At 69.3% G+C, this 13382-nt stretch carries 14 protein-coding genes and 1 tRNA gene; 8 read left to right on the top strand and 7 right to left on the bottom strand.

The features are described 5' to 3' along the window. Nucleotides 1–27 precede the first annotated feature (27 nt). From ACX1DX_RS14155 to ACX1DX_RS14170, 4 genes are read left to right on the top strand one after another with little or no spacing between them, the layout of a single operon-like run. The gene (locus ACX1DX_RS14155; RefSeq protein WP_158069043.1) at nt 28–594 is read left to right on the top strand and encodes an FtsB family cell division protein; all 567 of its coding nucleotides are present in this window, start codon (nt 28–30) and stop codon (nt 592–594) included. Between the two features lie 2 nt (nt 595–596). Beyond that, nucleotides 597–1088: a DUF501 domain-containing protein gene (locus ACX1DX_RS14160; RefSeq protein ID WP_182762187.1), complete on the top strand. Its 492-nt coding sequence runs from the start codon at nt 597–599 to the stop codon at nt 1086–1088. Continuing rightward, entirely contained in the window at nt 1085–2002 is a 918-nt protein-coding gene (locus ACX1DX_RS14165) for a Ppx/GppA phosphatase family protein (protein ID WP_459397105.1), read from the top strand. The genes ACX1DX_RS14160 and ACX1DX_RS14165 overlap by 4 nt, the downstream gene beginning before the upstream one ends. Then, a complete protein-coding gene (locus ACX1DX_RS14170) occupies nt 2002–3000 on the top strand; it encodes an NAD(P)H-dependent flavin oxidoreductase (RefSeq protein ID WP_459397106.1) in 999 nt (332 codons plus the stop codon). The genes ACX1DX_RS14165 and ACX1DX_RS14170 overlap by 1 nt, the downstream gene beginning before the upstream one ends. 59 nt (nt 3001–3059) lie before the next feature. Here ACX1DX_RS14170 and ACX1DX_RS14175 read toward each other — a convergent pair whose 3' ends face one another. Beyond that, a complete protein-coding gene (locus tag ACX1DX_RS14175; protein ID WP_459397107.1) occupies nt 3060–4508 on the bottom strand; it encodes a flotillin family protein in 1449 nt (482 codons plus the stop codon). A 31-nt stretch (nt 4509–4539) separates the two neighbouring features. Continuing rightward, on the bottom strand, nt 4540–5058 hold the full coding sequence (locus tag ACX1DX_RS14180; RefSeq protein WP_459397108.1) for an NfeD C-terminal domain-containing protein: 519 nt from the start codon (nt 5056–5058) through the stop codon (nt 4540–4542). Nucleotides 5059–5158: 100 nt separating this feature from the next. Here ACX1DX_RS14180 and ACX1DX_RS14185 point away from each other — a divergent pair. Next, nucleotides 5159–5232, top strand: a tRNA-Leu gene (locus ACX1DX_RS14185). Here the strand turns inward: ACX1DX_RS14185 and ACX1DX_RS14190 are convergent. After that, nucleotides 5233–6630 carry an MBL fold metallo-hydrolase RNA specificity domain-containing protein gene (locus tag ACX1DX_RS14190; RefSeq protein WP_459397109.1) on the bottom strand — a complete coding sequence of 466 codons (1398 nt, stop codon included), beginning with the start codon at nt 6628–6630 and terminating at the stop codon, nt 5233–5235. Between the two features lie 127 nt (nt 6631–6757). On the opposite strand from ACX1DX_RS14190, the gene ACX1DX_RS14195 reads away from it, so the two are divergent. Beyond that, nucleotides 6758–7633: a Bax inhibitor-1/YccA family protein gene (locus ACX1DX_RS14195; protein WP_182762169.1), complete on the top strand. Its 876-nt coding sequence runs from the start codon at nt 6758–6760 to the stop codon at nt 7631–7633. On the opposite strand, the gene ACX1DX_RS14200 is transcribed toward ACX1DX_RS14195, so the two are convergent. After that, a complete protein-coding gene (locus tag ACX1DX_RS14200; protein ID WP_182762167.1) occupies nt 7623–8312 on the bottom strand; it encodes an NUDIX hydrolase in 690 nt (229 codons plus the stop codon). The two genes, ACX1DX_RS14195 and ACX1DX_RS14200, sit on opposite strands and share 11 nt — an antisense overlap. A 127-nt stretch (nt 8313–8439) precedes the next feature. Here ACX1DX_RS14200 and ypfJ point away from each other — a divergent pair, with 127 nt between their 5' ends. Then, nucleotides 8440–9330, top strand: coding sequence for a KPN_02809 family neutral zinc metallopeptidase (ypfJ, locus tag ACX1DX_RS14205; RefSeq protein ID WP_182762165.1), 891 nt, complete (start codon nt 8440–8442; stop codon nt 9328–9330). Nucleotides 9331–9347: 17 nt separating this feature from the next. Here ypfJ and ACX1DX_RS14210 read toward each other — a convergent pair whose 3' ends face one another. Continuing rightward, nucleotides 9348–10334 (bottom strand): hypothetical protein, encoded by a 987-nt coding sequence (locus ACX1DX_RS14210; RefSeq protein WP_459397110.1) that lies wholly within the window; start codon nt 10332–10334, stop codon nt 9348–9350. A gap of 34 nt (nt 10335–10368) precedes the next feature. Further along, nucleotides 10369–12177, bottom strand: coding sequence for a hypothetical protein (locus tag ACX1DX_RS14215; RefSeq protein WP_459397111.1), 1809 nt, complete (start codon nt 12175–12177; stop codon nt 10369–10371). A 63-nt stretch (nt 12178–12240) separates the two neighbouring features. Between ACX1DX_RS14215 and ACX1DX_RS14220 the strand changes: the two genes are divergently transcribed. Next, nucleotides 12241–12903, top strand: coding sequence for a DNA alkylation repair protein (locus tag ACX1DX_RS14220; RefSeq protein WP_459397112.1), 663 nt, complete (start codon nt 12241–12243; stop codon nt 12901–12903). A 12-nt stretch (nt 12904–12915) separates the two neighbouring features. Here ACX1DX_RS14220 and ACX1DX_RS14225 read toward each other — a convergent pair whose 3' ends face one another. Beyond that, nucleotides 12916–13380 (bottom strand): aminoacyl-tRNA deacylase, encoded by a 465-nt coding sequence (locus ACX1DX_RS14225; RefSeq protein WP_076059951.1) that lies wholly within the window; start codon nt 13378–13380, stop codon nt 12916–12918. Nucleotides 13381–13382 lie beyond the last annotated feature (2 nt).

Here is a 13382-nt window from a genome sequence, read left to right on the forward strand (position 1 = left end):
CGGAAGGACATACGGCAGACTGGGCGGGTGGCTCAATCACCCCGTTCCAGGCAGGCCAATCCCGGCCCCGGCCGCGGCACCCCGAGGTCGCGCACGTCGGCGCGCCCGGGTGAACGCAGCCGCAAGCCGCACGTCGAGCCGCTTCCCGAGCAGGAGGTGTCGAGGGCGATGAGCGCACGGCCCGCGGCGCAACCGCGCGCCAGCCGGGCCATGACCGCCACCTGGCGGCTCGCCGTCCTCCTCGTCGTCATCGCCGGGATCGGCCTGGTGCTCGCCCATTCGCTGCGCGTCTACTTCGCGCAGGCGCAGGAACTGGCCGCAGTCCGGGCGGAGATCGCCGCGGAACGCGACAGGATCGCGGACATGGAGGACCAGCTGGAGCGCTGGGAAGATCCCGAATACGTTCGCTCCATCGCCCGGGTCCGGCTGGGCTGGGTGATGCCGGGCGAGGTGGGCTACCGCGTCATCGACGCCGACGGCAACCCGCTCGAAGGGGCCACCATGACGGAGCAGGAGCCCGAGTTACAGGGCGAGTGGTACGAGAAGATGTGGACGTCCGTGAAGCTCACGGACACCCCGGCGGAGGAGGAGTAGGCATGAGCGGGCCGACGCAGGAAGACCTCGCCATCGTGGAGGCGCAACTCGGACGCGAGCCCCGCGGTGTCGCCGAGGTGGCGTGGCGCTGCCCCTGCGGCAAGCCGGGCGTCGTCAAAACCGAACCGCGGCTGCCCAACGGCACGCCGTTCCCCACCACCTATTACCTGACCTGCCCGCGGGCCACGTCGGCCACCTCCACTCTCGAGGCCTCCGGGCTGATGGCGGAGATGACTGAGCGGCTGGCGTCCGACGAGGAACTCGCCCTCGCCTACCAGCGCGCGCACGAGTCCTACCTGGCAGACCGCGAGACGCTGGGTCACGTCGAGGAGATCGAGGGAATAAGCGCCGGCGGCATGCCCACCCGTGTGAAGTGCCTGCACGTGCTCGTCGGGCACTCGTTGGCCAAGGGTCCCGGCGTCAACCCCCTCGGCGACGAGGCCGTGGCGGCGCTCGGCGACTTCTGGCGCGCCCCCTGCCTGGAGGGCGAATGACGACCGTCGCCGCGGTGGACTGCGGCACCAACTCCATCCGGCTGCTGATCCTCCGGAGGGGAGCCGACGGCGCGCTCACCGAACTAGCCCGCGAGGTGCGCCTCGCCCGGCTCGGCCAGGGCGTCGACGCCACCGGTGAGTTCCACCCGGATGCGCTCCAACGCGCCAACCGGATATTCGAGGAGTTCGCCGCGATCATCGCCGGGGCCGGCGCTGACCGCGTCCGGTTCGTGGCCACCTCGGCCGCGCGTGACGTGAGCAACCGTGCTGTGTTCGAGGCGAACGTGCGCGACAGGCTGGGCGTGGGGGTGGACGTCATCTCGGGATCCGAGGAGGCACAGCTCTCCACGTTGGGCGTGCTCAGCGGCGTGAACGTGCAGACACCGTCGTTGGTGTTCGACATCGGCGGCGGCTCCACGGAACTGATCGTGGTGGGGGAGGGGCCGACCATCGTGTCCGCCGTCAGCGTCAACATGGGTGCGGTGCGCTTGAAGGAGCGTTTCCTGCCCGGCGACCCGCCGTCGGCGGCGGAGATCCGGGCGGCGCGGACGTTCATCGCGGAGCAACTCGACGGAGCGGGCGTGGATTTCGGGTCGCTCGCTGCTGCCGTGGGTGTCGCCGGTACGGTCACCAGTTTCGCGGCGGCCAAGCTCGGGCTGGAGACCTATCACCGCGAGTCGGTGCACGAAACGGTCCTGGCCCGGGGCGACATCGAAGCCATCCTCAACCACTGGCTCACTCAGCCGGCTGCGGTGACGGCCGAAGAACCCTGCATGCATCCGCTGCGCGCAGCGGTGATCGGCGCGGGCGGCCTGATCCTCGACGAAATTTCCAGCCGCGTCCCCGGCGGGAGCGTGTTGGTGAGCGAGACCGACATCCTCGACGGCATCGCGCTGGGTCTGTTGGAGCAGTGATGCTGCCCACCCTCCCCATCGTGCAGGCGCCCATGGCGGGTGTGCAGGGGAGTGCCCTGGCGTTGTCGGTCGGACGCACCGGTGCGCTGGGCTCATTGCCTGCGGCCATGCTGAGCGACGACGAGCTGGCCGCCGAACTGACCGTGCTGGAGGGCGCCGACGTGCCCTACAGCGTCAACTTCTTCGCTCACCATGCGCCCCAGCCGGATCCGGTCAGGGAGGACGCCTGGCTCGCGGCACTCGCCCCTTACCGCGAGGAGTACGGGGTGGCCGAGAGCGGCGGCGGGGCCGCCCGCCGGCCGTTCAACGCACACATCTGCGACGCCATCGAGCCCTTCGCGCCGCCCATCGTGAGTTTCCACTTCGGCCTGCCCCACGAGGGCCTGTTGCGCCGGGTGAAGGCCTGGGGCGCGGTGGTCGTGAGCACCGCGACCACCGTCGATGAGGCGCGCTGGCTCGTGGAACACGGGGCGGACGCGGTGATCGCCCAGGGCATCGAGGCAGGCGGGCACCGGGGCAACTTCCTGTCGGACGACCTGTCGCTGCACCTGCCCACCCTGGAGCTGGTGCGCGCGGTTCGTGGCTCGGTCACCTGCCCGGTCATCGCGGCCGGCGGCATCACGACGGCCGCCGACGTGCAGGCGGCGCTCGCCGCGGGGGCGGTGTCGGTCCAGGCAGGGACCGCGTTCCTGCTGGCCGATGAGACCACCACGTCGTCGATGCACCGCGACGCCATCCTGCGTCCGCACGACACCGTGATCACCACGGCGCTCACTGGCCGGCCCGCGCGGGGGATCCCCAACCGGCTCGTGCTGGAGTTGGGCGAATACCCCGAGGCGGTTCCTCCGTTCCCGCTGGCGGCCGGGCCCCTGGCCCCGCTGCGCGCAGCAGCAGAGGCTCAGGGCCGCACGGACTTCACGCCCCTGTGGTGCGGGATGAACACCGACGGCGTGCGCGCTGCGCCGGCCGCGGCGATCGTCGAGTCGCTGCTCGGCTGACGGCACACAGAGAGCCGGTGTGCGGAAGTCTCCGCACACCGGCTCTCGTGTATTGCCTGTTACTCGGCCGGGGTGGCGGTGCCCTGGAGCGCGCCGTTGGTCTTGCCGGCCATCCGGTCGAGCACGGCCGTCAGGTCGTAGCCGGTGGTGTCCTTGACCATCTGCATGGTCTGCATGACGTTCTCCGTGACCTGGCGGGGCAGCACCGAAGCGCCGTCGGTGGACACAACCGTGAGCTTGTCGATGTTGCCCAGCGGGGCGGCCACCTTCTCGGCCATCTGGGGCAGCACCTCGATCAGCATCTGCAGGACGGCGGCCTCGTTGTAGTGCGCGAACGCCTCGGCACGCTTGTCCATCGCCTCGGCCTCAGCCTGGCCGACGGCCAGCACCGCGGCGGCCTTCGCCTCGCCTTCAGCGCGCACGGCGTCGGCCTCGGCCACTCGGCGGGACTTCTCGCCGACACCGGTGAGGCGCTGGCGCTCCGCCTCGGCCTCTGCCTGGGCGATGGCCGCGGCCTTCTGGGCCTCGGCCTGGAAAATGGCGGCGTTGCGCTGTGCCTCTGCAGCGGTCTCGACGCGGTACCGCTCGGCATCTGCCGGGCGACGCACCTCGGTGTCCAGTTGGCGTTCCTTCAGCGCGGCCTGCGCGACGGCGACCTTCTCCTGCTCGAGGAGGACCGCCTGGTCACGGTCTGCCTGGGCGAGGGGGCCGGCGGACGCGGCGGTGGCCCTGGCGGCGTCGGTCTCCGACTGGATCTCGGCCTTCTTCAGCACGAGTGCCCGCTGGGAGATGGCGATCTCCTGCTCCGCGGCGATCTGCGCCTGCTCGGCCTCACGTCGGGCCTCGGCCTCGGCGACGGCGGCGAGCCGGCCCAGCTTGGCCGACTCCGGGCGTCCGAGGTCCGACAGGTAGGTGCCGTCGTCGGAGATGTCCTGGATCTGGAAGGTGTCGAGCACGAGGCCCTGCCCCGTCAGCGACGACTCGGACTCGTCTGTGACCCGCTGCGCGAACGCAGCGCGGTCACGGATGATCTGCTCCACCGTCAGCGAGCCGACGATCGAACGGAGCGAGCCCGCGAGGGTCTCCTGGGTGAAGGTCTCGATCTCGTCCTGCTGCCCGAGGAAGCGCTGCGCGGAGGCCCGGATCGAGTCCTCGTTGCCGCCCACCTTGACGATCGCCACACCGTCGACGTTGAGCTTGATGCCCTGGCCGGAGACGGCGTTGCGGATGGTGATCATGATGCGGCGCGACGACAGGTCGAGCGTGTGCAGGCGCTGGATGAACGGGACGACGAACACGCCACCGCCCATGACGACCTTCTGGCCGCTCAGGTCCGTCGACACGAGACCGGTCTCGGGATTGCGGACCTCCCTGCCCTTGCGGCCGGTGATGATGAAGGCTTCGTTCGGCTTGGCCACCTTGTACCTGCTGGCGATCAGCAGGCCGATCAGCACGAGAAGGATGATGAGGCCGAGGATTGCGGTGACTACGGGACTTAAGCCGGGCATGGATGCCTTTCGTTCGGTCTTTGGCTGCAGGCTAGGGAGTGAGTTCGCCGGGGGCGGAGGTGGGCGTGACCTCCACGGCGGTGGGGGAGAGGATGGCCGAGACCCACACTTCATCGCCGGCGGCGACGGGGAGCTCTGACTTCGCGGCGATCTTGCGCACCTGCCCGCCCACGCTGATGTGGATCTCGCCGTAACCGCCCTGGGGGATGGCCGTGATGACGCGGCCTGAGTAGCCGATCATCGAGTCAGACCGGAAGCTGGCCGCATCCTCGCCGCTCTTCAGCGCACGGGTCAGCCGCATGGCGCCCCAGGCGGCCAGCGCGCCGATCACCAGGCCGGTGACGACGGCGAACACCACGTTGTCGATGAGGCCCAGGCCCAGCGCACCGCCGAACCCGAACGCGCCGATGAAGGCGGAGATGGAGGAGACGGAGAAGAGGTCCCCGCCGAGGACGTCGAGGTCGAACAGGCCGTCGATCACGTCACCGACGAGCAGGGAAAGCAGGACCAATGCGATACCGACGCCTCCGATGATCAGAAACGCGGTCAAAGCGGGCCCCTCCCCTTGTGCGAACCCCCAGTCTATCGGGCGCGCAGGTCTCCGTCGGGTGCCGTGGGTCTCTGGCTCATCGTCGCTAGACTTTGGCGTGGCCCTCGTAGCCCAATTGGCAGAGGCAGGCGGCTTAAACCCGCTTCAGTACGGGTTCGAGTCCCGTCGGGGGCACTAGTCGGCGGCTTCGTCGCCCAGGAGCGCGACGACCTCGCCGAACTTCGGGGCGACGGCGACCCAGCCGAGCTCGTCGGAGATCCGGTCCGCGAACTGTGCGGCCACCTGGGGCTCACCGTGCGTGACGAAAACCTCTTCCGGTTCCTTGTCCAGGGCCTTCAGCCAGTCGAGCAGGTCCGACGCGTCGCCGTGCACGGAGAACTCGCGGTCGCGCACGATCTCGGCGTTCACCCGGACGTACCTGCCGTTGATCTTCACCTGACGGGCGCCGTCCTCGAGTGCACGGCCGCGGGTGCCCTCGGCCTGGAAGCCCGTGAGCACGACCGTGTTGCGGGCGTCCGGCAGCAACCGCTGCAGGTGGTACAGCACTCGGCCGCCCTCGGCCATACCCGAGCTCGAGATGATGATCATGGGGTCGGTGCGCTTGTTCAGCGCCTTCGAATCGCGCGAGCCGCGGGTGGCGGTGAGGTCCAGGTCCGTGAAATCGGCGACCGTCACGTCCTCGCGCAGTTCGTCCAGCGACGTGTCGCTGTAGACAGCGAGTGCGCGCAACGACATGGGGCCGTCGACGACGACAGGCACCTCGGGGATGCGGCCCTCGCGGCGCATCTGCACCAGCGCGTGCAGCACCGTCTCCGTCCGGTCGATCGCGAAGGCGGGGACCACCACCTGACCGCCCCGCTCAATGGTGCGGCGGATGGCGGCAGCGAAGTCCTCGTGCGGGACGTCGGGTTCTGGGTGCTCACGGTCGCCGTAGGTGGATTCCACCACCACGATGTCGGCGCCGGGGGGAGTGTCGCGGTCCTTGAGGATGGGGTGGTCGTGGCGGCCGAGGTCGCCGGAGAACAGCACCGAGCGGTTGCCGAGCTCCACGTGGACCGAGGCGGAACCGAGGATGTGCCCGGCCCTGGTCCAACGCACCCAGACGCCGTCGATGTCGACGTTCGTGTCGAACTCGACCGACCGGAACAGCGGGAGGGTCCTCTCCACGTCCTCGGTCGTGTAGATCGCCTCGGGATTCTCGTGCTTGGACCAACCGCCGCGCACCGCGTCGGTGACCGACTGCTCCTGGAGCTTCCCGGAATCACGCAGCACGATCTCGGCTAGGCGGATCGTGGCCTCGGTGGCCCAGATCGGCCCGCGGAAACCGTGCTTGACCAGAGCGGGCAGGTAGGCGACATGGTCGGTGTGGGCGTGCGTCAGCAGCACATCGGAGAGGGAGGCCGGGTCCACCGGGAACTCGTCGCGGTTCTTCAGCCGCCACTTCTTGTCGCCCTGGAACATGCCTGCGTCCACGAGGATGCGCCGGTCATCGAGCGTGATGAGGTACTTGGAGCCGGTCACGGTGCCGGCCGCGCCGAGGAACGTCAGGGTCGCCTTCTGCGGGGTGCTCATGATCCGATCGTGGCAGGTATCGGGTGCACCCGGGCGTCCGGCGTGGAAACCCACGGGGCGGGTGGGAAGACCACGTACCATGGAGAGCGACGATCCCGTAGGGGACCACGACAAGAAAGAGAATCACATGGCTAACCCGATCATCGGCAGGCCCGACTCGTTCACGAAGAATCTGGGCACGCAGCAGCGCGGCTACACCGGCTACGGCCAGCCCCAGGGATATGCGCAGCCGCAGAGCCAGCCCCAGGGCCAGTGGCAGGGCTACCTGCCACCGCAGCAGCAGTTCGAGCAGAACCAGTTCAACCAGCCCCAGCAGACGGATCCGCGCCTCGGCGGCGTGATGACGCTGGACGACGTGCTCGCCAAGACCGCCATCACGCTCGGCACCGTGGCCATCGTCGCCGTCGCTACGTTCATCCTGCTGCCCATGAGCCTGATGCTGCCCGCCGTCATCGGCTCGGGGATCGTGGGCCTGGTCACCATCCTGTTCGTGGCCGGCCGCCGCAAGCTCCCCGTCGGCGGTGTGCTGTTCTACGCCGCGGTCGAGGGCATCTTCGTGGGTGCGTTCTCGAAGTTCTTCGAGTACCTGTATCCGGGCATCGTGGTGCAGGCCGTGCTGGCCACCTTCGTCACCGCGGCCGCCACTCTGGCGGCGTACAAGTTCTTCAACATCCGCGTCACCCCGAAGTTCCGCAAGATGGTCTCCATCGGCACGGTCGCCCTGCTGGGTGTCCTGCTGGTCAACTTCGGCCTCGCGCTGTTCGGCGTCGACACCGCCATCCGCGGCATCGGTTCCGGCGCCGGCTGGCTGGCGATCGGGATCTCGATCCTGGCCGTCGTGCTGGCCGTGCTGAACCTCGTGACGGACTTCGACTCCGTCGAACGCGGTATCGCTGCCCAGGCGCCCGCTCAGGAATCGTGGCGGGCGGCTCTCGGCATCACGGTCACCATGGTGTGGCTGTACGTCGAGCTCCTGCGCATCATGAGCTACTTCAGGGACTGACGGAGGACAGCTTGCGGGCGTACTGACTCAGTAGCGTCCGCGAGCTGTTCGTCCAGTGCAGCGAGCGCCACGCGCGCGTAGGCACCCAGCCGGCCTTCAGGGTCGATCCACCGATGTCGTGGACGACCGGCTCGCTGGGTGCTTTGCATGTCGCCCCGTAGACGACCCTCAGGGCGTGGAAGTCCTCGAGTCGCCCGCTCATGGAGCGGCCCACCCAGTGCTCTGATTCGAGCGTCAGGACCCGGTCGATGACGATCTCCTGGCCGGTCTCCTCGAACACCTCGCGTAGCACGGCCTCCGACGGCGACTCTCCCGGGTCGACGCCGCCCCCAGGGAGCGACCACGTACCGGGCGCGGGGGTGGCCGGGGAATTCACCGTGCCGAGGATGCCGCGGTCCGACAGCACCAGGGCGTAGGCGCCGATGCGCTGGTACCGGGCAGGGGTCTCCGTCGGCGAATTGACGTAGACGGTGTGCCGCTCAACCGGGCGGTGGTCCGACTCGTGCACTTCGCGAACCAGCCAGGTGAAGACGATGTCGCCGTCCTGGATGGCGGCGGCGAGCGGCCGCAGGGGTACATAGCCGTGATCGAACATCGTCACGCGGGGATGCGCACCGTGCTCCACCGGGAAGTCGGCCACGGGCGCCCGCAGGGGACTGGTGACACCGATGACGCGCATTGCGACAGTCTAGTCGGCCGCCCATCCGCCGGCCTTTGCCACCGCAGCCCCGCTGAGCTGGAATGGGGTTATTGTTTTGGCTAGCATTTCCGGGGCGGCCGGGAAGCGGTTCCGACGGAGGCTGGTCATGGATTATCGCTCTGGCACCGACATCAGTGGCTCCCGTGTGCGGAGGCGCGGCGGCGGCGGCGTGGGCGGCGGACGCCGCGGTGGGCCCATCGCGGTGGGCGGCATCGGCGGCCTCATCCTCCTGGTGCTGACGCTGCTCTTCGGCGGGAACATCGGCGACGTCCTCGGCGGTGGCGGTGGGGTCGCGCCGCAGGGCGAGGGCCAGGAACAGAGCCAATGCCGCACCGCGGCAGACATCGAACAGGACCGCGACTGCCGCTGGGACGCCTACGACGTCGCGTTGGAGCGGCACTGGTCCAGCGCATTCGAATCCGGCTTCGAGCCCATCTCGGCGCTCAACCTCTACAGCGGCCAGATCGCCACGGCGTGCGGCACCGGCTCGTCGCAGATGGGGCCCTTCTACTGCCCCGGCGACAAGGCCATCTATATCGACGACGAGTTCATGGGCAGCCTGCTCGAGCAGTTGGGCACCACCCGCAGCGACGCCGCTGAGCTGTACATCGTCGGCCACGAATACGGGCACCACATCTCGAACCTCACCGGGGACATGGAGAAGGCCCGCGCGGGCGGCAACGACACCGGCCCGCGTTCCGGTGCGGTGCGCCTGGAGTTGCAGGCAGACTGCTACGCCGGCGTCTTCTTCAAGAACACGACGCAGGACCCGGAGTCGCCGATCGAGGCCGTGACCCAGGACGACCTGAACCGCATCGTCGACGCGGCCCGCGCCGTCGGTGACGACCACATCCAGCAGCAGCAGGGCGGCCGGGTGGTACCCGAGAGCTGGACGCACGGTTCCTCGAAGATGCGCCAGTACTGGGTGGCGAAGGGCTTCGAGAGCGGGGATCCGGCAACCTGCGACACCTTCAGCACCGACGACCTCGGCGAGTAACGCAGGCCGGGAAAGCCTCAGCCTTCGATCAGCCTGGTCATGTCGCGACCCTCGAGATCCGTGTAGTGGATCTCGCCGCCGCAGTCCACCCGGACGACGGCGCCGCTGCGCTCGGTGCTGCGGTCGATGCGCACGTCGCACTGCTGGGCCGGGTCTGCCTGGAACTGGGCGATCACCTTCGCCAACGTGGCCGGGTCGATCTGCTGCGGGTCGAACGTGCCCACGGCGGGTGTCTCCCCGCGCCGCGTCTCGAAGACGGGCAACCCCGCCAACCGGCTCCTGTTCAGGACGACGCCGGGCTCATCCGGCAGGTCAGCCCAGTAGCCGCGCGTGTCGTTGAAGCCGACGGCGAAGGCCTCGCTCGCGTCGCCGATGACCTCGCCCAGGCCGGCGGTCAGATCCGCGACACTGGTGTATCCCAGCTCGGCGACGGCGGTGCCGTCGGCCCTGAAGAACACCGTCGTCGATTCGGGCCGCGACGTGATGGTCATCAGCACCTGCCCCTCGCGGTACTCCACGATCTGCAGGACGAGTTCGCCGCGCACGCCGCGGAGGTCGGCGATGTCGAACATGCGCGCCACCGACTGCAGGGGGAAATCCGCAGGGTCGAACGTCGCCTGTTCGAGGTACTGGATGTCGGAATCGACCGCGGTGATCTCGTCCTCGGTCCAGCGGTAACTGACCACCGAGCCGTCCGGGCGCAGCGCGGTAAGGGTGGCCTGGTCCCGCGTGATGTCGAGCTTCAGCACGGGCAGGCCGGCGGCCACCGCATGCAGTTCGTCGACGACGAGCTCGGCACTGTCCACCAGCGGGCCGTCGATGGGGAACCGCTGGGGGAGTTCAGGCTCGGGAACGGGCGGGAGGCTCGGCTCAGTGCTTGCGCCCGACGGCGACAACGAGCTGTGCGGCGGTGCCGCCGAGGTGGGCATCAAGCCGGGCGACAACGGCGTGCATCCGGCGAGGACGATGGCAGCTCCGAGCGCACCGACCGACCATTTCCTCACCCGCACAGTGTAGGCACCCGTGGGAGCAGGTCCACTACTCGCTGTCGTCGGAGGTCACCCTGTCCACGAAGTACGAGTCGTCCATCGCCGGGTCCGGCGCGATCGGGATGTACTGGCGCCGCACCCTGGCCTCGCCCCATTCGCGCGACTCCACCACTTCGCGCGCCTCGTTCACCGCATCGCACTGCTCCTGGCTGAGGTAGAACTCGATGTTCTCGACGGCTCGGTCTGCCCGCGTGAACGCCTCGGGATCCTCTCCTTCGGCGGAGGCGGCGATGAGCCGGTCCACCGCGCGCTGCACCGTCGCCCTGCGCATCCGCCGCTTCGATTTGGGCAGCAGGTCGATGCGGCCGTCCTCGGAGACGATGATCACCATGGATCCCTTGCCAGCACCGGCGAGGTATCGGATGGCGGAGCTGAACCGCGCCCCGCGCGCCGGGTCTCCGGTGCCGGTGGCGAGACCGTCGAGGATGACACCGACGGCGTGACAGCGCCCATCCGGCGACACCAACACGGCGCCGTCGATGCTGGTGGCGGCCTCCAGCGCCCGCTCCGACAGGCGGGTGGGCGTGATGGCGTAGGCCTGCGGGAGGAGGCGCGCCGCCTCCCTGTCCGCCTCGGGGTGCACGACGAGCATGGTGCCGTGGGCCTGCTGCGAACAGGCGACCGCCACGTGCCAGAGGAACCGCGCGTTGCGGGCGGAGACGTTGGGGAAGACACGCTCGACGGTAATGGCGAACTCGTCCTCGTCCAGCAGGTCGCGCGGCATGGCGGGGATGCCGTTGTCGACGCGGAGGAACGGCACGTCGTTGTCCCAGAGTTCCCAGGAACCGTCGCCGGAGATGCGTACCTCGAACGTGTGGTCGCGCTCTGTGGTGTCGACGGTGCCCAGCCCGTAGACCTCCCGGCCGTCGCAGAGCAGGTGCAGCCCGGGGCCGGACAGTTCGAGGATCTTGCGCAGCCCCCTGGTGCGGCCGATCGGTACCGGATGCTCCAGCGTGATGATGCGGGTGACCGTCTCGTCGTCCGCCGGCACGAGGACGAGGGTGCCCTTGCCGGCGCGGCCCTCATAGCGGGTGGCGGCCACCGCGTCGAAGGCCTGCATGGCGCCGAACGCGTGGTCCTGGCCGGTTCGTGCCACCACCGCGGACACGAAGGAATCCGCCGCGGCGCGCAGGACCGCCTCGGTGTCCGCGCGCACCACGAGCCCGGGCGACTGGCGGTCGAGTTCGCGTGAAGCCACGTCCAGCACCATGGTGACGACGGCCTCCTGGAAGGACCGCGCGGTGAGGAACGCATCGGCTGCGTCATCCGCGAGCTGGGGCAGTTCGCGCCACGGGTCTGCCTGCAGAGCGAGGACGGGGAACACCATGTGCTCCAGGATCTTCACGCCGACCCCCACGAAGTGCACCCGCCCGGTGGCCCGGGCTGCGGAGTCGAGTTTGTCGGCCACGGCGCGGCGACGGGTGCGTGATTCGAGGGCGGCGAGGTGCGCCTCGCTGTCGTCGTCGAGGTCGTTCTCCCGCAGGATCCTGTTGAAGCGGCGGGTGGCCAGTGTGCTGGCCTGCTTGAGGATGGCGCGGTCGAAATGGCCGCGTTGCGGCTCCACGAGCACGTCGTCCTCGGCGTTGAGGGGGAGTGCCACGACGAAGGCCCTGGGGTCGATGTCCACCCCGGCGGCATCGAGCACATCGTTGGCAACCTGTTCCAGCGAACGACGGAACCGAGCCTGTCCGTCCCATAATTGCCAACCCACGGGGGCATCATGCCACGACGTGGGGGCGGGGTGGGCACCGCGGTCCACGTCAAGCAGCAGCCGCGTGTAGATCACGGGATCAGACATCCCGCCAGTCTGTCATCGACCCGGCTCGTGGAGGTTACCGGTGGGCCGACCTAGACTCGCCGCATGCACGACCTCGACGCAGTGATGGTGGAACTCGACGACCTGGCAGATCCCAAGATCCTGGCGGTGAACCAGCGGCACGGCGACGACCACGCGGTGAACCTGACGAAGCTGCGCGCGGTCGCCAAGCGGCTCAAGACCGATCACACCTTCGCCCGGAAACTGTGGGCCACGGGCGACACGGCCGCCAGGTTGCTGGCGCTGTTGACGTGCCGGCCGAAGGAGTTCAGCGCCGACGAGCTCGACACCATGCTGCGCGAGGCCCGCGTCCCCAAGGTGCACGACTGGCTGGTGGCCTACGTCGTGATGAAGGGCCCGCACGCAGAGGAGCTGCGCGTGAAGTGGTTCGACGACGCGGATCCGGTGGTCGCCAGCGCCGGGTGGGCCCTCACGGCGGACCGCGTGAAGAAGAACCCGGACGGCCTGGACCTGCCGGGCCTCCTGAGCCTCATCGAGGCTCAGATGAAGGACGCGCCGGAGCGGCTGCAGTGGCAGATGAACACCACCCTGGCCCACATAGGGATCGAGAACCCGCAGCTGCGCGACCGCGCTGTGGCCATCGGGGAGCGGCTCGAGGTGCTGAAGGACTACCCCACGCCGCCCCATTGCACCTCGCCGTTCGCGCCCAGCTGGATCGCGGAGATGGTGCGCCGCAGCGAGCGCTGATCCGGCGTCGGCTCAGCCCTCGGGCTCGGTGATGTCGGCAACGGTCGCGTCGAAGTGGGCGATGAGCGCGTCGCCGTCGATGGTCGCCGCAACCCCGTGTTCGCCGGCCCCGATGGAGACCGTGCGTCCCCGCACCAGTTCATCGGCCACCACGGGCAGCGGCGTCTTCGTGCCGAAGGGCGTGATCGTGCCGCGCTCGAAACCGGTCACCTCGAGAGCCGCGTCCGCGTCGGGCATGGACAATCGTGACACGCCGAGCAGCGCGCGGAGCTTGGGCCACGAGATGGTGCGGTCTCCGGGGACCAGGGCCAGGAGGTGGTCACCTTCGCCGCGGCGCACCACCATCGTCTTGATGATGTCGCGCGGCTCGACGCCGCGTGCCGCGGCCGCCTCCGCCAGGGAACGGACCCGCCCGTGCCGGGTGACGGTGTGGTCGATGCCTGAGGAGGCGAGTTCCTCGAGTGCGGGATTGGTCATGG

Source organism: Tessaracoccus zhenghani (genome assembly GCF_054552775.1).